The organism is Serpentinimonas maccroryi (genome assembly GCF_000828915.1).
In the GTDB taxonomy this organism is placed as follows: Bacteria; Pseudomonadota; Gammaproteobacteria; order Burkholderiales; family Burkholderiaceae_C; genus Serpentinimonas; species Serpentinimonas maccroryi.
This window is the reverse complement of the sequence record NZ_AP014569.1, coordinates 919,932-938,793: the sequence shown is the minus strand read 5'-3', so window position 1 is coordinate 938,793 and position 18,862 is coordinate 919,932. Positions and strand designations below refer to the sequence as shown.

General features: G+C 65.8%; 19 protein-coding genes. 6 read left to right on the top strand and 13 right to left on the bottom strand.

Annotation, left to right across the window (positions count from 1 at the left end; all coding sequences use genetic code 11):
• Window positions 1–39: 39 nt before the first annotated feature.
• The 3 genes from earP to SMCB_RS04440 are packed head-to-tail and all read left to right on the top strand — an operon-like array spanning window position 40 to window position 2,760.
• Window positions 40–1,260: an elongation factor P maturation arginine rhamnosyltransferase EarP gene (gene earP / locus SMCB_RS04450; protein WP_045535372.1), complete on the top strand. Its 1,221-nt coding sequence runs from the start codon at window positions 40–42 to the stop codon at window positions 1,258–1,260.
• Window positions 1,261–1,304: 44 nt separating this feature from the next.
• Window positions 1,305–1,859: an elongation factor P gene (gene efp / locus SMCB_RS04445; RefSeq protein ID WP_045535370.1), complete on the top strand. Its 555-nt coding sequence runs from the start codon at window positions 1,305–1,307 to the stop codon at window positions 1,857–1,859.
• Window positions 1,860–1,866: 7 nt separating this feature from the next.
• A complete protein-coding gene (locus SMCB_RS04440; RefSeq protein WP_045535369.1) occupies window positions 1,867–2,760 on the top strand; it encodes an LOG family protein in 894 nt (297 codons plus the stop codon).
• A gap of 76 nt (window positions 2,761–2,836) precedes the next feature.
• Here SMCB_RS04440 and SMCB_RS04435 read toward each other — a convergent pair whose 3' ends face one another.
• The 10 genes from SMCB_RS04435 to hrcA form a co-directional block, all read right to left on the bottom strand.
• On the bottom strand, window positions 2,837–3,193 hold the full coding sequence (locus SMCB_RS04435; RefSeq protein ID WP_052468418.1) for a cation:proton antiporter: 357 nt from the start codon (window positions 3,191–3,193) through the stop codon (window positions 2,837–2,839).
• Window positions 3,193–3,471 (bottom strand): MrpF/PhaF family protein, encoded by a 279-nt coding sequence (locus SMCB_RS04430; protein ID WP_045535367.1) that lies wholly within the window; start codon window positions 3,469–3,471, stop codon window positions 3,193–3,195. Before SMCB_RS04430 ends, SMCB_RS04435 begins: the two co-directional genes overlap by 1 nt.
• A complete protein-coding gene (locus SMCB_RS12125; RefSeq protein ID WP_052468417.1) occupies window positions 3,468–3,818 on the bottom strand; it encodes a Na+/H+ antiporter subunit E in 351 nt (116 codons plus the stop codon). Before SMCB_RS12125 ends, SMCB_RS04430 begins: the two co-directional genes overlap by 4 nt.
• A 1-nt stretch (window position 3,819) precedes the next feature.
• Window positions 3,820–5,277 (bottom strand): complex I subunit 5 family protein, encoded by a 1,458-nt coding sequence (locus SMCB_RS04420; RefSeq protein ID WP_045535365.1) that lies wholly within the window; start codon window positions 5,275–5,277, stop codon window positions 3,820–3,822.
• Window positions 5,274–5,708 carry an NADH-quinone oxidoreductase subunit K gene (locus tag SMCB_RS04415; protein ID WP_045535363.1) on the bottom strand — a complete coding sequence of 145 codons (435 nt, stop codon included), beginning with the start codon at window positions 5,706–5,708 and terminating at the stop codon, window positions 5,274–5,276. Before SMCB_RS04415 ends, SMCB_RS04420 begins: the two co-directional genes overlap by 4 nt.
• Window positions 5,705–6,190, bottom strand: coding sequence for an MnhB domain-containing protein (locus SMCB_RS04410; RefSeq protein WP_045535361.1), 486 nt, complete (start codon window positions 6,188–6,190; stop codon window positions 5,705–5,707). The genes SMCB_RS04415 and SMCB_RS04410 overlap by 4 nt, the downstream gene beginning before the upstream one ends.
• The gene (mbhE, locus tag SMCB_RS04405; protein WP_045535359.1) at window positions 6,187–8,505 is read right to left on the bottom strand and encodes a hydrogen gas-evolving membrane-bound hydrogenase subunit E; all 2,319 of its coding nucleotides are present in this window, start codon (window positions 8,503–8,505) and stop codon (window positions 6,187–6,189) included. Before mbhE ends, SMCB_RS04410 begins: the two co-directional genes overlap by 4 nt.
• Before the next feature lie 105 nt (window positions 8,506–8,610).
• Window positions 8,611–9,549, bottom strand: coding sequence for a sensor domain-containing diguanylate cyclase (locus tag SMCB_RS12120; protein ID WP_052468416.1), 939 nt, complete (start codon window positions 9,547–9,549; stop codon window positions 8,611–8,613).
• Entirely contained in the window at window positions 9,546–9,737 is a 192-nt protein-coding gene (locus tag SMCB_RS04395; protein WP_045535357.1) for a hypothetical protein, read from the bottom strand. Before SMCB_RS04395 ends, SMCB_RS12120 begins: the two co-directional genes overlap by 4 nt.
• Window positions 9,738–10,364: 627 nt before the next feature.
• Window positions 10,365–11,384 (bottom strand): heat-inducible transcriptional repressor HrcA, encoded by a 1,020-nt coding sequence (gene hrcA, locus SMCB_RS04390; protein WP_045535356.1) that lies wholly within the window; start codon window positions 11,382–11,384, stop codon window positions 10,365–10,367.
• A 37-nt stretch (window positions 11,385–11,421) separates the two neighbouring features.
• Here hrcA and SMCB_RS04385 point away from each other — a divergent pair, with 37 nt between their 5' ends.
• The 3 genes from SMCB_RS04385 to rapZ are packed head-to-tail and all read left to right on the top strand — an operon-like array spanning window position 11,422 to window position 14,848.
• A complete protein-coding gene (locus tag SMCB_RS04385) occupies window positions 11,422–12,342 on the top strand; it encodes an NAD kinase (RefSeq protein ID WP_045535354.1) in 921 nt (306 codons plus the stop codon).
• Window positions 12,339–13,994: a DNA repair protein RecN gene (gene recN, locus SMCB_RS04380; RefSeq protein WP_045535353.1), complete on the top strand. Its 1,656-nt coding sequence runs from the start codon at window positions 12,339–12,341 to the stop codon at window positions 13,992–13,994. The genes SMCB_RS04385 and recN overlap by 4 nt, the downstream gene beginning before the upstream one ends.
• Window positions 13,979–14,848: an RNase adapter RapZ gene (gene rapZ / locus SMCB_RS04375; protein WP_045535351.1), complete on the top strand. Its 870-nt coding sequence runs from the start codon at window positions 13,979–13,981 to the stop codon at window positions 14,846–14,848. The genes recN and rapZ overlap by 16 nt, the downstream gene beginning before the upstream one ends.
• On the opposite strand, the gene mutY is transcribed toward rapZ, so the two are convergent.
• From mutY to mutM, 3 genes are read right to left on the bottom strand one after another with little or no spacing between them, the layout of a single operon-like run.
• Entirely contained in the window at window positions 14,845–15,927 is a 1,083-nt protein-coding gene (gene mutY, locus SMCB_RS04370) for an A/G-specific adenine glycosylase (RefSeq protein ID WP_045535350.1), read from the bottom strand. The two genes, rapZ and mutY, sit on opposite strands and share 4 nt — an antisense overlap.
• A gap of 10 nt (window positions 15,928–15,937) precedes the next feature.
• Entirely contained in the window at window positions 15,938–17,941 is a 2,004-nt protein-coding gene (locus SMCB_RS04365; protein WP_045535349.1) for a dynamin family protein, read from the bottom strand.
• Window positions 17,942–17,994: 53 nt separating this feature from the next.
• Complete coding sequence (gene mutM, locus SMCB_RS04360; RefSeq protein ID WP_045535348.1) at window positions 17,995–18,810, bottom strand: bifunctional DNA-formamidopyrimidine glycosylase/DNA-(apurinic or apyrimidinic site) lyase; 816 nt, start codon at window positions 18,808–18,810, stop codon at window positions 17,995–17,997.
• Window positions 18,811–18,862 lie beyond the last annotated feature (52 nt).

The following is an 18,862-nucleotide window of genomic DNA, read 5'->3' as shown; positions in this document are numbered from 1 at the left end:
GCACTGGGCCGCGCGCAAGGCCAGCGACAATCCTGTGCCATGAAAGCCGCCGCACCCGCACCTGCCCCTGCCGCCCCCCGGCTCTGGGACATTTTTTGTCACGTGATCGACAACTGGGGCGATCTGGGTGTCTGCTGGCGGCTGGCGCGGCAACTGGTGGCGCACCGCCAGCGCGTGCGGCTGTGGGTGGACGACGCTTCGGCGCTGTCCTGGATGGCGTCCCCCGGCGCGCTGCAAGGCCCAGGCCCCAGCCCTAGATCCAGCCCCAGCCAAGCCAGCACCAGCGCCCAGCCCCTGTACCAAGGACTAGGCGAATTGGCGGAGCTGAGCGTGCACCACTGGCCGCGCCTGCAGCCCGAGACCGCGCCGCCCACCCTCGAGCCCGGCGATGTCCTGATCGAAGCCTTTGGTTGCGACATCGCGCCGCACTGGGTGCAGGCCTTGCAACCCGAAGGCCGCACCGGCCAAGTGTGGATCAACCTCGAGTACCTGAGCGCCGAGCCTTGGATCGAGCGTTGCCACGGCCTGCCTTCGCCGGTGCTCAGCGGGCCCCTGGCCGGGCGCGTCAAGTGGTTTTACTACCCCGGCTTCACGCCCGGCAGCGGCGGGTTGCTGGGGCCGGATCGGGCCGTTGCCGATCATCCGTCTGCTGCATGGCCTGCACCCGTCCAAGAAAACGCCACCTCCCCCGCCCAAACCCACGCAGACTCAGACGCCACCCCCTGGGCACCCCGCATCACCCTGTTTTGCTACGAACCCGAAGCGCTGACCCAGCTGCTCGCCCAGCCGGCGCTGGCGCAAGCGCACTGGCGCGTCTGCGCGGGGCGCAGCCTAGTGGCGTGGCAGCGCGCGCAAGCCGCACTGCCCGCCAGCGCCACGGTGGAGCGGCTGCCGCTGCTGGCGCAAACCGAGTTCGACGCCCTGCTGCGCAGCAGCAGCCTCAACCTCGTGCGCGGCGAAGACTCTTTGGTGAGCGCGCTCTGGGCCGGTCAGCCGCTGGTCTGGCAGCTCTACCCGCAAGACGACGGAGCGCACCACGCCAAGCTCGAAGCCTTTCTGGATTGGCTCGAGGCCCCGCCCTGCCTGCGCCAGTGGCACCGGGCATGGAACGGCGCAGAAGCGGCAACGGTTGAGCTGCCTCCCTTAACAGAACAACGCCTGCAACGCTGGCGCCACTGCACCCTGCAAGCGCGTCAGCGCCTGAGCCAGCAAGGCGATTTGCTGGGCCAGCTGCTGCGCTTTGTAGCCGGGAAAAGGTAGAATGCGACGTTTTACTTTTGCACCCCTGCATTTGCGCACCCATCATGAAATTCGCCCAAGAAATCCGCGCCGGCAACGTCATCATGCACGGCAAAGACCCGATGATCGTCCTTAAAACCGAATACGCCCGCGGTGGCCGTGGCGCCGCCACGGTGCGCATGAAGCTCAAGGCGCTGCTCAACAACATGGGCACCGAAGTCGTGTTCAAGGCCGACGACAAGATCGACAACGTCATCCTCGACAAAAAAGAGTGCACCTACTCCTACTTTGCCGACCCGATGTACGTCTGCATGGACGCCGACTACAACCAGTACGAAGTCGAGGCCGCCAACATGGGCGACGCCCTCAACTACTTGGCCGACGGCATGACGGTCGAAGTGGTGTTCTACGACGGCAAAGCGATTTCGGTCGAACTGCCCACCAGCGTCGAGCGCGAGATCACTTGGACCGAGCCCGCCGTCAAGGGCGACACCTCGGGCAAGGTGCTCAAGCCGGCCAAGATCGCCACCGGTTTTGAGGTTTCGGTGCCGCTGTTCGTGGAACAAGGCGACCGCATCGAGATCGACACCCGCACCGGCGAATACCGCCGCCGCGTCTAAAAGGCGGATGGGCAACCCCCAAGACTTGCGCGTCAACCGGTTGGCGCACGCTTGGGCCGAACTGCAGGCCCAAGCCGCCGACGGCGTCGAGCTGCACCCCGACGCGCACCGGCTGGCTTTCGCCGACCCGGAGTTTCTGCTGCGCCGCGAGTCGCGCGGCATCCGCATGCAGCTCGAGCTGCTCAAGCCCGAGCTGGAAATGCAGGCGCTGGGCATCGAGCACACCGTGGTGGTGTTTGGCAGCGCGCGCTTTCGCTCCGCCGAAGCAGCGGCCGAGGCGCTTGAGCAGGCGCAGGCCAGCGGTGATGCCCAAGCCATTGCCGCCGCCCAAACCCTGCAGCGCAACGCCCGTTATTACGAGCAGGCGCGCCGCTTTGCCCGCTTGGTGGCCGAATACAGCCTGCACTGCCCAGCACAAGATCGGCTCTACATCGTCACCGGCGGCGGCCCCGGCATCATGGAGGCGGCCAACCGCGGCGCGCACGAGGCGGGGGCGCTGAATCTCGGGCTCAACATCACGCTGCCGCACGAGCAGCTGTCCAACCCCTACGTCAGCCCCGAGCTGAACTTCAAATTCCACTATTTTGCGCTGCGCAAAATGCATTTTTTGATGCGCGCCAAGGCACTGGTGGCGTTTCCGGGCGGGTTCGGCACCCTGGACGAGTTGTTTGAAGTGCTCACCTTGGTGCAGTGCCACAAGGCCAAACCGCTGCCGATCTTCCTCTTTGGCAGCGACTACTGGCAGCGCCTGCTGCGGCTCGAGGTGTTGGTCGAAGAAGGGGTGATCAGTCCCGCCGATCTGGAGCTGTTCCAAACCGTGGACACGCCCGAGGCCGCGTGGGAGGGGATTCGGCGCTTTTACAACCTGCCCGAGATCGGCTGCGCTGCGCCAACCGCTTGAACCCGGTGGCATCGAGCAAGGCAGAGGCTATCTGGCGGATCCCCACTCTGCCCTGCCCCACCGACCGAGCGTCAAATCAAGTGCCAGAGCCCGGCTTGTGACCCTGCGCCGGGTCGTCGCCGATCAGCGGCACTTGGCTCACGTCCGGGATCAGGCGCGACTCGCGCACCGCCGCCCGCGCCAGCATGTGCGAGGCCACCGGCAGCGTGGCGAACAAAAAGCCCAAGATGAGCAAAATGCGCCAGCTCCAAGCCCAGTCGAACGCAAACAGCATGGCCCCAACGCAGGCCGTGGCCAGCGCCAAGGTGCCGGCCTTGGTGGCGGCGTGTTGGCGCGCCAGCGCGTCGGGCAGCGCCACCACGCCCCAGGCGGCGATCAGCAGCAGCACGCCAGCGGCGAGCAGAAAAACAGCAACCAGCAACTCCAGCAGCATCAATCCGCCCCTTTGTCCACAACCCGGGCCCAGCCCACGGTGGCCACAAAACCCACCAGCGCCAGCCCGATGGCCACATCCAGAAACACCGTGCGCTGGGTGTAGATCGAGGCCGCAATACACAAACCGACCGCAGCCGCCAGCATGATGTCGAGCGCCACCACGCGGTCGGCGTGGGTCGGACCCTTAATGATGCGCCAAGTCGCCAAGCCGCAAGCCGCCAGCGCGCACAACACCAGCGCCGAGGTGGCCAGCCAGAGCAGCAGAGAGTCCATCATGGGCGCACCCCAAACAGCGGCACCAAACCCGATTCAAAATCGTGCCGGATGCCGTGCACGATGGCGTCGGTGTCGGAGGCGTCGAGCACGTGCATCAAGATGATGCGGTTTTCCAAGTCGATGTCGAGCGTGGTGGTGCCGGGCGTGAGCGTGATCATGCAGCCCAGCAGCGAGGCGCCCATCGGGCTCATGGGCGCGAAGTGGACACGCAAAAAAGCCGCTGGCGGCGGGGTGCGCTGGCCCAAGCTGGCGCGCAAGATCACCTGCACCGTCTGGATGCCCGAGAGCAGCACGGCCTTGAGAAAACGCGCCAGCAGCACGACGGCGGCAACCGGTTTGAGCATCATTTCAGCGCGCCCCCAAGCTGAGTGCCGCCGCCTGCGCGTATTCGATCAGCGGCTGCGGGTTGAGCGAGATCAGCAGCGTCAGCGCCGCCAGCCCCAAGGTTGCGGCATAGGCCGGCGCCAGCCGGGTGTTGTGCGGCAAGGCCCAGTTTTTGTTTGGGTGCGGCTTCCAGAACGCTTCCATCCAGATTTTGACCATCGAGTACAGCGTGAGCACGCTCACCAGCAGCGCCACAAAGGTCCAGACGTACTGGCCCTGCGCCAAGGCCTCTTGCAGCACCAGCACCTTGGACCAAAAACCCGACAGCGGCGGAATGCCCACCAGCGACAGCGCCGGGATTAAAAACAGCAGCCCCAGCAGCGGCTTGACCTTGTACAGGCCGCCGATTTTGCGCAGATCGTAATCGCCGCTCAAGCGCCAGATGATGGCCGCAATCAGGAACAGATTGGCCTTGACGATGATGTGGTGCAGGGTGTAGAACAGCGTGGCGGCGTTGCCGGCCTGGCTGGCCAGCGCCACACCGAGCAAGATGTAGCCGATCTGGCTGATGATGTGAAAGGCCAGAATGCGCCGCATGTCCCAGTGGTAGGCCGCACCGAGCACGCCAAAGAGCATGGTCGCCGCCGCGATCCAGCCCAGCGCCTCGTAGATCAGGTCGGGGGAGCCGGCAAAGATGTCGCCGGCCGTGCGCAGCACCGCATAGACGCCGACCTTGGTCAGCAAACCGGCAAACAGCGCCAGCACCGGCGCCGGCAGGGTGTGGTACGAAGACGGCAACCAAGCAAAGAGCGGGAAAGCACCGGCCTTGATCAGAAAAGCCAGCAGCAGACCGGTAACCAGCAGGATGCTCATCCAGTCCGACAGATAAGGCGCGGCCTGCGCCAGCGCGCTGTAGTTCAGGTGCCCGGTGGCGGCATAGACCATGCCCACGGCCATGAGCAGCATCAGGGTGCCAAAAATGTTGAGCACAAAGTACTTGAAGGTGGCGTCGAGCTGGTCCACGCGCCCGCCCAAGGCAAACAAGCCCATCGCGCTCACCAGCATGACCTCGAACCAGACGTAGAGGTTGAACAGGTCGGCGGTGGCAAACGAGCCCGCGACCCCGACCAGCACCCCATGCAGCAGCGGCAACAGCAGCGGGTGACGCGGTTCGGCGGTGTCGGCGTCGCTGGCCATGAACACCAAACAGGCCAGCCCCATGATGGCGGTGATCAGCAGCATCGAGGCGCTGAGCCGATCGACATAAAACTCGATGCCGTAGGGCACGCCCCAGTCGCCAAACACGGTCTGCGCCGGCTGGCCCTGATGCGCCGCCGCCACCAAGGCCAACATGCACAGCAGAAAAGCCACCACGCCCAAGTAGCTGAGCGCGCTTTGCAGGCGTGGGTTTTTGTGCGCCAGCGCGGTGGCCACCACGGTGGCCAAGGGCACCAGCACCGGCGTCGCGGCCAGCCAAGTCATGCAGCGCCCCCCGAAGTCGGTGAGGCGGCGGGCAGCGCGGGCTCGTGTTCGGCGCCGTTGTAAGGCGGTTTGACGGGGTCGGTCGGGATCGGTTCAGACATGCGCAGGGCCACGGAGTCGTCGGTGTCGGCGCGCTGAATCAGGCGCAGCGCCAACACCAGGGAAAAACAGATCAGGGCAAAGCCGATCACGATCGCGGTCAGGGCCAGCGCCTGCGGCAGCGGGTTGGCGGCGTCGCGCAGCACGGTTTCACCCAAGGGAATGACCGCCGGTTGCACGCTGCCCAAGCGCCCCGAGGCAAACAAGGCCAGAATGACGGCGCTGCCAAGAATGCCTAAGCCAAAGACGCAGCGAAACACGTCGCGCGACAGCGCCAGATAGACCCCGGCCGAAGTCGTGATCCAAACCGTCAGGGCCAATAGCCAGATCATGCGCGCTGCTCCTGGGCCGCCGGGGGGCCATCTACACGGGCTTCATCGGCTTCGTCGCCTTCGTCCAGCCCGAGCAACTCGATCGCATAGCCGGCCAAGCCGCCCCAGACCGCCAGATAGACGCCGAGGTCAAAAATGATCACGGTCGAGACCTTGAGTTCGGTGAAACCGAGCGGGATCGTGCCCCACAGGTGCGTGAGGTACGGCAGCCCCAGCACCAAGGCCGGCAGGCCGGAAAACAAGCCGATGGCTATGCCCATGATGGTCAGGCGCAGTGCGCTGCCGTAGGGCAGGCGCAGCGTGGCCGCCTTGCTGCCGTGTGCTACTGCCCACAGCACCGAGGCGCTGACGGCCAGCAAGCCACCGATGAAACCGCCACCGGGCTCGTTGTGGCCGCGCAGCAGCACCCACAAGGAAGCCAGCAAGATCGCCACGTACAGCGGGCCGGCTATCGACTCCAGCATCACCACGCGTCGGTTCATGCGCCACCTCCAGCTTGGGTTTTGGCGCGTTCGCGCTGGCTGTGCGCACGCACCGATTGCAGCAGCGCGATGGCGGCCAAGAACGAGAGCGTCACCACGACGATTTCACCCAAGGTGTCGAGGGCGCGGAAATCGACCAGCACCACGTTGACCACGTTGCGCCCAAAGGCTTCGGGCACGCTAACCTGGGCAAAGAATTGGTGCAACTGCGGGTTGAAATCCACCCCCGAGGCGATCAGCAACCACAGGGCGATGACGGCGCCAAAGAGCAGCGCCACCGGCAGCGCGCCACGCACCGAATGCGTCTGCTCCAGCCCTTGACCGCGGCCGCGCTGGCGCAGCTTGAGCAACACCGACGCCACCACGATCACAAACACCGATTCGACCACAAACTGCGTGTAAGCCACATCGGGCGCACCAGCGTAAAGGTAGAACACGCCACTGCCAAAACCCACCAGCCCGGTGGCCAGCAACAGCACCAACCGATCGCGCTGCCACAGCGCCAGCAGCGCCCCAGCCACAATCAGGGCGCAAGCGCCGACAAAGCCCAGCGACGGCGTGACCCAAACCGGCCACAGCCACTGGCTCCAGCCCGCCAGCATGATGCCGCCCATGACGGTGCTCACAAAGGCCAGCAGCAACAGGCTGTACTGGCTCAGATCGCCGCCCTGTAGCCAGCGGCTGCTGCGCGCCGCCAGCACCGGGATGCCGTTGATGAAGCGCTCGTACTGAGCCGGCGTGCTGATGGTGTCAAAAAGCGTCAGCAGCCGGTCAAAGCGCCGGTGCAGCGGGTCCCAGTAGATAAACACCGCGGCCCCTATGCCCACGGTGAGCGCCAGCGACAGCAGGCTGCCCAAGCTGAACTCGAGCGCAAAATGCACCGCCACCGCTTCGGCCCGCGGCGTCATGGCCTCAGCGGCCACGCCCAGCAGCCAATCGGCCATGAACGGCGCCAAGCCCAGCGCAATGCCGATGCAAGCCAGCACCAGCGGCGGCGCCCACAGCGCCACACCGCCCTCATGGGCATCGGGCGGGGTGAGGTTGTGGCCGGGGTGGCGCCAGAACACGCGCACCGCCGCCACCGCTGCCACCGCCACCGCCACGGCGGCAAAAATGGTGTTGGCGACCTTGATCACTTCGCTCATGCCGCCGAGCGCGTCCGCTTGCCCGACCACGTCTTTGACCACATAGCCAAATGTGAGCGGAATGCCGGCCATCGACAGCCCGGCCAGCGCCGCTGCAGCAGCGGTGATCGGCATGGCGTGGCGCAGATTGCCCAAGCGGTCGATGATGCGCGTGCCGGTGCCGTGATCGACGTTGCCAGCGACGAAGAACAGCGGCGCCTTGTAGAGCGCGTGCCCGAGCAGCAGCGCGCTCACAGCGATCGAGGCGCCGTGGCCATCCATGCCCACCAGCATCACCAGCGTGCCCAGCGTGGCCACGGTGGACCAAGCCAGAATGCGCTTGAGGTCGCGCTCGCGCAGCGCCAGCAGCATGGCCCAAGCGGCGGTGAACGAGCCAAAAATCTGCAGCGTCCACTGCCACAGCTCCCAGCTGCCAAAGCCAGGGTCGAGCCGCGCCAGCAGATAGACGCCGAGCTTGACCATGGTGGCCGAGTGCAGGTAGGCCGACACCGGCGTCGGCGCCGCCATGGCGCCCGGGAGCCAGAAGTGGAACGGAAACTGCGCGCTCTTGGTGAAGGCGCCCAAGATGATGAGCAGCAGCGCGGCTGTGAGCAGCGGCGTGTGCTCGGTGTAGGGCAGCTGGGCGATGATCTCTTGGATCGAGTAGGTGCCCATGATCTGCCCGAGCAGGATGGCACCGGCCAGCAGCGCCAGCCCGCCGCTGCCCGTGACCACCAGCGCCTGCTGCGCCGACTTGCGGCTCTTGGGGTCTTCGTGGTTGAAGCCCACCAGCAGGAACGAGAGCAGACTGGTCGCCTCCCAGAACAGGAACAGCACGATCAGGTTGTCGGCCATCACGGTGCCGATCATGGCGATCATGAACAGCGTCAGCAAAATGTAGAGCCGGTTTTGCTGCGGGTGCCCAGCCAAGTAGCCGCCGGCATAGACGAACACCGCCACCCCGATGCCGGTGATGAGCAGCAGCATCAGCAGCGTCAGGCCGTCGATGTGAAAGTCGAGGTGCACGCCCAGCGCCGGGATCCAAGGGACGTGGATGTCCAGCGGCAGCGGTTGCGTGGCCGCCGTCCAGAGTACGGCCAGAAAGGCCAGCAGCGGCAGCAGCACGAACGCCGTGCGTGCGCCCAAGCTCATGGCAGCGGCCGAAGGGTCGTGTGAGGGGTGTTGCGCCATGGGCCTCGAGTGTAATAATTTTTTATCTCGAAAAACCTGAATCAGGCGCACGATACGCCGAAAGATGCTGAAGCCTCAGCGGCTGCGCCTCAGCCTCTCAGCTTCTCAGCCCCGAGCAAACTTCAAAACTCGCCCTGCTGCCACATCTCGGGGGCAAAGCGCAGCACCCGGTTGCGGCCTTGGTCTTTGGCCTGGTACAGGGCCACGTCGGCGTACTTGATCGCCTGCCAGAAACCGTCGGTGTCGCCGGGGAACTCGCTGACCCCCGACCGAGATGGTCTTGCGCAGCGTCTCGCCATTGATGTTGACCTTCATCTGCTCGATGGCGAGCCGGATTTTCTCGGCCACGGCCAGCGAGTCGCCCGGGCAGACGTCGATCAGCAGCACCAGAAACTCCTCGCCGCCAAAGCGGATCACGATGTCGGAGTCGCGCACGGCGCTGCGCAGGGTCTGCGAGGTTTGCTTGAGCAGCAAGTCGCCCACGTCGTGCCCATAGCTGTCGTTGACCTGTTTGAAGTAGTCGAGGTCGCACAGCAGCAGGCCGATTTGGGTCTTGCGCCGCAACACGCCGCTGATGATCTGCTGCGTGTGATCTTGCAAAAAGCGCCGGTTGTAAAGCCCGGTGAGCGGGTCGATCATGGCCGACTCGCGCAGCGTCGCCATCAGGCGCTTGGCCTCGAGCACCGAGATCGACTGCTCGATGTAGGTGTTGGCGCTGAACAGTTTTTTGCTCATTCCCGCGTCTAGCGCAGCGCCGTTGGCATCGATGGCAAAGCGCATCTGCGCCACGCCGATGGTGTGCCCACCAGCCAGCATGGGGGTGCAGACGTGGCCGAAGCCGGGGTCGGGCTCGAAGCGCCGGTACACGTCTTCGAGCGTGGCCTCGTCTTCGATCACTTTTTTGTACACCGTCATGCCATAGACGCGCTCGACCAGCTGATTGAACTTGTCGGACAGTTGGCCGATTTCGTCGTCGGTGCGGATGACGACCTTTTTTCTCAAATCCACATCGCCGGTGCTCAGCGCGTCGATCTGCCCGATCACTGTCGTGATACCGTGAACGACAGCACGCAAAACCAGAACAGAGTGCCAACCCCGAGCAGCAAAAACTTGCGTTTAATGGGCAAATCGACGAACATGAGCTTGCGCAGCAGTTGGGTCGGCCACCCAAGTCGTTCAAGATAGTCATTGGACTCCACACCCGACCCACCGCTGGCGCGATTACGCTGCATCGGCTCACTCCTCAAAAATCAGTATTATCAAACAGACTGGGGTCGGTCAGGGTCTAAAGCATTTCATACGGCGCTCAGCTCTCTGCCCAATTTTTAGTTGAAGGCCTGAATAATAGGGCAACGCCTTAGCTGTGCGTACACTGGCGGCTCAAGGGCGACGCTGCAAAATGGTGGGCCTCCCGTGAGTCGAACACGGCACCAACGGATTATGCGTACCAGCTATGGCTTTCGCCACCCCTTTCGGGTTTGTGGTCTGGACTGTCTCTTGTCGTTACGACCTGCCCGTACAGTCTCTACACGTCCTCCCCCCTAGGGGGAGTTTCGCTCGGGATCGCCACGCCTGCGCGGCAGAGGTTTCCCCGAATTTGAGCAGTTCTACCGGCAGGCAGAGTGAACTTACCCGCCGGCAACCCACATTCGCGCCGCCCGTATTCTTGCGAACCGCAGGGCGGCGCAGCTTAAGTCCGCTGCTCTAACCAAGCATGAGCTAGAGGCCCAGAGCTTTGGAGTTTACTGCATCCGAAAGCGACCAGACAAGCGGCCAAGCAAGCGCCGATACCCGCAACGGCACAGGCGTGCATAGGGTCACACCAAGGGGCTGGCCTCTCAGGGCGGGCTACGAAACCCCTAGCGCGGTTGGCTCAGGGCGTTGCCCAGCAGCTTGGCGGTGATGTCCACGATCTGGATCATGCGCTCGTAGGGCATGCGCTGCGGCCCGATCACGCCCAGGGTGCCGACCACGGCGCCATCGACGGTGTAGGGCGCGCTGACCACCGACAAATCTTCGAACGGCACGCCTCGGCTGTCGCCGCCGATGAAGATCCGCACCCCGTCGGCTTGGTGCGAGACGTCGAGCAACCGCATGAGCTGGGTTTTTTGCTCGAAAATGTCAAAGAGCCGCCGCAACTGCCCTAGGTCGTGCGAAAAATCGCTCACCGACAACAGGTTGCGCTCGCCGGCCACCAGCACCGCGTCTTGCTGCGCCTCGCTTTCGGTGCCCAGCTCAACCGCTTGCAGCATCAGGGCGGCGATCTCGCCGCGCAGGCGCTCGACTTCGGTGCGCAGGCGGTCGCGCACTTCGCTCAGCGTCAGGCCGGCGTAGTGGGCGTTGAGAAAATTGGCCGCTTCTTGCAGCTGGCTTTGTTCAAACTCGGGCTGGGTGTGGATGACGTGGTTTTGCACCTCGCCATCGGGCGAGACCAGAATCACCAGCACGCGCCGTTGCGACAGGCTCAAAAACTCGATGTGCCTAAAGACGCTGGCGCGCTTGGGCACCCGCACCACGCCCACGAAGTGCGACAGGCTGGAGAGCAGCTGCGCCGCTTGGTTGAGCACTTGGCGCGGCTGCTCGCCTTGCAAGGTTGCGGTTGGCATGGACTCCGCGGCGGGTAGCTCGTCGCGCCGGGCGGTGAGCATGGTATCGACAAACAGCCGGTAGCCGCGCGCGGTGGGCACCCGGCCCGCCGAGGTGTGCGGGCTGGCAATCAGGCCCAGTTCCTCGAGGTCGCTCATGACGTTGCGGATGGTCGCGGGCGAGAGCTCCAGCCCGGCCGCGCGCGACAGGGTGCGCGAGCCCACCGGTTGGCCGTCGGCGATGTAGCGCTCGACTAGGGTTTTGAGCAGGTGCTTGGAGCGGTCATCGAGCATGAGGAAGATTTTAATGGGCTTGTGCTTTAATTTGCACATGAATCAGCACGCCTCAACCCCTGCTGCACCGCCGCCAGCTGCAGAGCTGCGCTTTCGCCACGTGGCGGTGATCGGCAAGTACAACGCACTGGGTTCGCGCGACATCATTGACACCTTGGTGCATTTTTTGCTCGATCAGGGCTGCGCCGTGAGCCTGGAGCGCGAAACCGCCCTCAACACCGGGCTGGAACCCTACCCGGTGCTCGATGTAAACGAGATCGGCCGGCACTGCGATTTGGCGCTGGTGCTCGGGGGCGACGGCACCATGCTGGGCATCGGGCGCCAGATGGCACGCCAGCAAGTGCCCCTGGTGGGGATCAACCAAGGCCGCCTGGGCTTTATCACCGACATCCCGTGGCAGGGCTACGCCCCGGTTTTGCAGGCCATTCTGCATGGCCAGTACGAGCAAGACCGGCGCGCGCTGATGCACGCCAGCGTCTGGCGCGACGGCTCGTGCGTGTTCGAAACCATCGCCATGAACGATGTGGTGGTCAACCGCGGCAGCGCCCCCAGCATGGTGGAGCTGCGGGTCGAGGTCGATGGCCATTTCGTGGCCAAGCAGCGCGCCGACGGCTTGGTGATCGCCACCCCCACGGGCTGCACCGCTTACGCCTTGTCGGCCGGCGGGCCGCTGCTGCACCCGGCCATCGACGGCTGGATCATGGCCCCGATCGCGCCGCACACGCTCACCAACCGCCCGATCGTGCTGCCAGCCAGCGGCGAAATCGCGGTCGAGGTGGTCTCGGGGCGCGACGCCAGCGCACACTTTGATATGCAGAGCTTCACCAGCCTGCTGCACGGCGACCGCATTGTGGTGCGGCGCGCGGCGCACCAACTGTGCCTGTTGCACCCGCTGGGCTGGAGTTATTTTGACACCCTGCGGCGCAAGCTGCACTGGAATGAAGGGGGCGTGGGTTGAGCTGGCAACGCATGGCGCTGCGCGATTTCGTGATCGTGCGCGAACTGGAACTGGATTTGAACCGAGGCTTTACCGTGCTCACCGGCGAGACCGGGGCCGGCAAGTCGATCCTCATCGACGCCCTGCAGCTGGCGCTGGGCGCGCGCGCCGACGCCGCCGTGGTGCGCGAGGGCGCGGCGCGCACCGAGGTGGTGGCCGAATTCGAGCCCACGGCGGCGGCCCGCGAGTGGCTGGCCGAGCAGGGCTTCGAGGGCGAGCCGGGCGAGCCCTTGCGGCTCAAGCGCCAGCTCGACACCCAAGGCCGCAGCCGCGCCTGGATCAACGGCAGCACCGCCAGCGCGACCCAGTTGCGCGAGCTGGGCGAGCTGCTGCTCGACATCCACGGCCAACACGCCTGGCAGAGCCTGACGCGGCCCGAAGCCGTGCGCCAGCTGCTCGACGACTACGCGCGCATCGACGCACGCGCCTTGCGCCAGCTCTGGAGCGACTGGCGCGCCGCGCAGCGCAGCCTAGAGCAGGCGCGCACGCAGCAAAGCCAGCTGCAACAAGAGCGCGAACGCCTGCAATGGCAACTCACCGAGCTCGAGCGCCTGGCCCCGTTGCCCGGCGAATGGGAAGACCTCAACTTGCAGCACGGGCGGCTGGCGCACGCGCAAGCACTGCTGGAGGCGGCGCAAACGGCGCTGCACTGCCTGAGCGAAGACGAAGCCAGTGCCCGCACCCTGCTCTACCGCGCCGCGCAGGCGTTGCAAGCGCAGCAACACGTGGAGCCGCGCTACCAGGGGCTGGCCGAGCTGCTGAGCAGCGCGCTGGCGCAAGTCGATGACGCCTGCCACGACCTGCAGCAGCACGCTCAGCGCAGCGAGCTCGACCCGGCGGCGTTGCAGGCGCTGGACCAGCGCCTGGGTCTGTGGCTGGCGCTGGCACGGCGCTTGCGCTGCGAGCCGCAGGCGCTGGCCGAGCGGCTGCAAGCCTGCCGCCAGACGCTGGCCGAGCTCGAACGCAGCGCCGATCTGGCAGCGCTGGAGCAGGCCGAACACCAAGCGCAAGCGCGCTTTCGCGCCGAGGCCGAGCGCCTGAGCAGCTTGCGCCTAGAGGCCGGGTCACGGCTTGGGCTCGCCATCACGCAGGCCATGCAGGGCTTGGGGATGGCCGGTGGGCGCTTCGAGGTGCGGCTGACGGCCCTGCCCGAGCCGCAGGCGCACGGCCTGGATCAGGTCGAGTTTTTGGTGGCTGCGCACCCCGGCGGCACCCCGCGCCCGGTGGGCAAAGTGGCCTCTGGGGGCGAGTTGTCGCGCATCGCGCTGGCGATCTCGGTCTGCACCAGCGAGGTCGGCAGCGCCCCGACGCTGATCTTTGATGAAGTGGACAGCGGCATCGGCGGCGCGGTGGCGCACACCGTGGGCCAGCTCATGCGCCGCTTGGGGAGCGATCGGCAGGTGCTGGCCGTGACCCATCTGGCGCAAGTGGCGGCCTGCGCGCACCAGCACCTGCGCGTGAGCAAAGGGCAAGACGCGCACGGCAGCAGCAGCCAGATCGAGCCCCTGGACGGTGCGCAGCGGGTGGCCGAAGTGGCGCGCATGCTCGGCGGCCAGCAGCTCACCGACACCACCTTGGCGCACGCTCAGGAGCTGTTGTGCAACTCGTCCTGATCACCGGCATGTCGGGTTCGGGCAAGTCGGTGGCCCTGCACGCGCTCGAAGACGCCGGTTTTTACTGCGTGGACAACCTGCCGCCCGATCTGCTGGAGCCGCTGGTCGCCTTGCAGCAGGCCGAAGCCACCGAGCGCGTGGCGGTGGCCATCGACGTGCGCAGCGCCCGCGCGCTGCCCACCCTGCCCTTGCGGCTGCGCCAGCTGCGCGCCCGTGGCCTGCCGCTCACCGTGCTGTTTCTCGACACCAGCACCGAAACCTTGGTGCGCCGCTTCTCCGAAACCCGGCGCCTGCACCCGCTCTCGCTCAAGGGCAGCAGCGACCAGCGTCGCGCCTTGGCCGATGCCATCGAGCTCGAGCGCGAGCTGCTCAGCGACCTGCGCGAGCAGGCCCAGGTGCTCGACACCAGCCAACTCAAGGCCGCGCACCTGCGCAGCACGGTCAAGGCGCTGCTGCAACTGCCCCCGGCCCGCTTGACGCTGGTGTTTGAGTCCTTCGCCTTCAAGCGCGGCGTGCCGATGGATGCCGATTTTGTGTTCGACGTGCGCATGCTGCCCAATCCGCACTACGAACCCGAGTTGCGCCTGCTGACCGGGCGCGATCCGGCGGTGGCGCAGTTTTTGCAGGCTGAAGCCGAAGTGGCGGCGATGCAAGAGCAGATCGAGGCGTTTTTGCGGCGCTGGCTGCCGCGCCTAGAGGCCGACCACCGCAGCTACGTGACGGTGGCCATCGGCTGCACCGGCGGGCAGCACCGCTCGGTGTATCTGGTGGAACGCCTGGCGCAGGGCTTTGCCGAACTGGCCAGCGTGCAGGTGCGGCACCGCGAACTCGACGCCTTGCAGCACCACCCTTAAACTTCAAAGCCCGTGCCTGCACCGGCAGCAGGCGGCAGGTGTTCGAGCAGCCAAGTGCGGATCGGCGCTGGCAGCGCCACCGGCGGCTGCCCCACCGACAGCAGCCAGCGCCCCGGCCCCCATACGGGCTCAGGCGCATCCGCAGCCCACTGCCACTGCACCAGGTGCAGGCGCAGTTCGCGGTGCGTCAGGCTGTGCGAGATGACCGGATGCAGGGTGGGCGCATGCCCCGCGCGCGCACCGGGCGGCGCTTGCAGCGCGGCGTGCTGCGTGGCCAGCACCGGCGGCGCGTACAAGCCGGCCCAGATGCCCCGCGGCGGGCGCTGCTGCAGCCAAATGGCCCCGTCGGCGCGGCGCAGCAGCAGCAGCCACCAGTCCTCGAGCCGGCGCGGGCTGCGGCGCGACTTGTGCGGCAGCTCGGCCACGCGCTGCTGCGCCAACCCTAGGCACAGCGCGGCCACCGGGCATTCGGGGCAGCGCGGCTTGCTGCGGGTGCAGATTTGGGCCCCCAAGTCCATCAGGCCCTGGGTGTAGGCGGCCATGTCGGTGGCGCTGGCATTTTCAGGCAGCAGCCCTTGGGCCTGCTGCCACAGCGTGCGCTGGGTGGGCGCGTGCGCCAGATCGCCCCCAAAGGCCAACAGCCGCGCCAGCAGGCGCTTCGCGTTGCCGTCCAGAATGGAAACCCGCTCGCCGAAGCAAAAGGCCGCTATCGCCGCCGCCGTGCTGGCCCCGATGCCGGGCAGGCGCTGCAGCTCGGCCGCGCTGCCCGGCCAGCGCCCACCTTCTTGCACCACCAGTCGTGCACAGGCATGCAAGTGCCGCGCCCGGCTGTAGTAGCCCAGCCCGCTCCAATGCGCCAGCACCTCGTCAGACTCGGCCTGCGCCAGCGCCCGCACGTCGGGGAAGCGCTGCACAAAGCGCTCGTAGTAGGGGCGCACAGTCGCCACTTGGGTTTGCTGCAGCATGATCTCCGACAGCCAGACCCGGTACGGATCACGCGTGCCTTGCCACGGCAGGTGGTGGCGGCCCAAGCGCCGCTGCCACGCCACCAGCGCGTCAAAAAACAGCGCTTGCGCCATCCGCGCAGCTTTAGTTTGTTGCTGTAGACAACGCTTTATCGGCCAGTGGCACCAAAGGGGTATCCGGCGCGGCAATGTCAGACGCTAAAGAGGCCCCGTCTGCGTCAGGTTGAACCGCTTCAGCGCACAACTGCAGCCAGCGCGCAAGCTCGGCCTCGACCTCGGCTTGGCGGGCCAGCAGTTCGTTGATGCGCTCATCCAAGCTTCCTGCAGCCTCTTGGATGCGGTGCACGGCTTCGATGCGGCGCGCAAAATTGCGCTTGCGCTCGCGCAACTGACCATCGAGCTGCGAGGCTGCGGTTTTGCTCCAGATTTCGGCTTCGCTCGAGGCTTCTTCATAGAGCTTGCGCAAGCTCGACAGCACCGCTTTGGCCAGCCGCTCGCAAAATCCAACCTGGGTGAGCCGCAGCAGATTGGTCAATCCCAAATACTGCAAGTGTGCACTCTCGATGCCATCGATCTCCCGCACAAAGCGGGTCAGATCCAGCCGCTGCGGTGTCTGCAGAGTAAAACCATATTCGGCGTTGAGGCTGCGAAACATGCCTGAGAGCATGTCCTGCACCTCGTTGGCCCAGTGCTGCGATTGGGACATGCCGCCGCGCAAACGCGCGAAGGTGTCTTTGTAGATCGTTTTCACGCCCAATTTGACTCCAGGCTGCTTGAGCGCCTGAGCAAACTCGGCCACTTCGGCCTTGATCTGGTTACTGCCAAGCTGGGCAAACAGCAGCCGCAGCGTCTTGAGGTGCACCGAACGCACAGTTTGTATGCGCAGTGCGCTCTGGTCAAATTCGGCTTGCTCGAGCTCGATGCGGGCGCGCATCTGCCGGATCACCGTCGCGTTTTTGCCACGCAAGGCTTGCAGTTCTTGCACTTGCTCTTCGATTTCGTGGCTGCGCACCAGCAGCTGGCGCTCGACTTCGATACGCAACTGCTGCACTGCCTGCTGCAAAGTTGATTGCAACAGGCGCCGCCGTTGTCCCAGCACGTCATCAGCCAAGGCCCGCTCGAGCTCGGGCAAGCGGCTTTGCTGCAGCAGCTGGGCATCTTGGCGCACCTTGGCCAGCAGGCCTTTGTGGGCCGATACCGCAAACACCTGACGCCCTTGCAGACCGAGCACCTCGGCGCTGTGCAGGCGCTGGCGCTCGATCTGCGCCTCGACGGCTTGCGGGCTGCTCAACTCGTCCCAGAGCACATCGATTTTGTTGAGCACCACCAGCCGCGACTCGCCGCGCTCGGCTGTGGGTGCTAGGTGTTCGCGCCAGATCGCCAGATCGGACTTGCTCACCCCCGCGTCGGCCGCCAAAATAAACACCACGGCATGCGCCTGGGGCAGCATACCGACCGTGAGCTCGGGCTCGGTACCGATCGCGTTCAGGCCCGGCGTATCGACGATCACCAAACCCTGCTTGAGCAAGGGGTGCGCCATGTTGATGAGGGCGTGGCGCCAGCGCGGCACCTCCACCAGCCCATCGGGGCCGGGCGCCGGGTTGTCCTGGGGGTTGTCCTCGTGCCAAAAACCGAGCGCTCGCGCCTGTTCGACCGATACCCGCAGCGTCTGCGCCACCTGTTCGATGGCTTGCGCGAGTTGCTCAGGCTGGTTGACATCGAGGTCGATGCGCTGCCATTGATCGGGGGCGCTGCGCCACTCGAGCAGCGATTGCGCCTGCATGCGGGTCTCGATCGGCAGCAGGCGCAAGCAGGGCGGCAACCCGGCTTCGTAGCCCAGTTCGGTTGGACACATGGTGGTGCGTCCGGCACTGGCGGGCATGATGCGCCGCCCGTACCCAGCAAAGAAAATAGCGTTGATCAGCTCCGACTTGCCGCGTGAAAACTCGGCCACGAAAGCCACCATCACCCGGTCGCTGGCAAATTGGGACTGCAGGTGGGCCAAGCGCGCGCGCGCGCCGTCGTCGAGCAGCTCGTGGCCGGCGAGCCACTGCCCAAGCCGGGCCAAATCTTGTGCCCGCTGCTGGCGCCACCGGCTGTGGAGATCGAATTGTTGGATAAATTCCATGGGGGGCAATATAGCACTGGCGGCACTGCAGCGGCTGATCTGCGTTGGAAGGCTCAGGCTTTTTGACACTGCGCGCAGTAATAGCTCGAGCGCTGGGCCTGGCGCAGCAGCCGGATCGGGCGGCCACAGGCCCGGCACGGTTCCCCGGCGCGGTCATACACTTGGGTTTGCAGTTGAAAGTGGCCACTCTGCCCGTCGGCGTTGGAGTAGTTGCGCAAGCTGCTGCCACCGGCTTGCAGCGCCTGTTGCAGCACCTGCACGATCGCGGCATGCAGCCGCTGCACCCGCGCGCGGCTCAGGCGCGCCGCCACCGCCGTGGGTCGGATGCCCGCCACAAACAGCGCCTCGCAAGCGTAGATGTTGCCGACCCCCACCACCACCGCGCCCGCCAGCAGCACCTGTTTGATGCTGGCGCGGCGCTGGCGCAAGGCGGCATAAAAGGCCTCGGGCTCAAAGGCCCCCGAGAGCGGCTCCACCCCGAGCTTGCCCAAGAGCTTGCGCGCCACCGGGTCGGATTCACCCTCGGCGTAGACCACCGCCCCGAAGCGGCGCGGGTCGTGCAGGCGCAGCACGCCCAGGCTGGTGTGCAAATCGAAATGGTCGTGCGGACCTCGGGGCGGCATAGCCGCGGCCAGACGCAGGCTGCCCGACATCCCTAAGTGCACGAGCAGCAAACCGTGGTCCAGATCGAGCAACAGGTACTTGCCGCGCCGCCGCACACCGCGCACGCACCGTTGCAGCAGCGCCTCGGGCGCCACCCCAAGCGGCCATCGCAGCGCCTTGCCCACCTCGATGCGCTCGATGCGGGCGCCCTGCAGCCGCTCGGCAATGCTCAGGCGCGTGGTTTCGACTTCAGGCAGTTCGGGCATGGTGCAAGTTCGGGCAAGTTAGGGATGGCATCCATCCAACACAAATGACAGC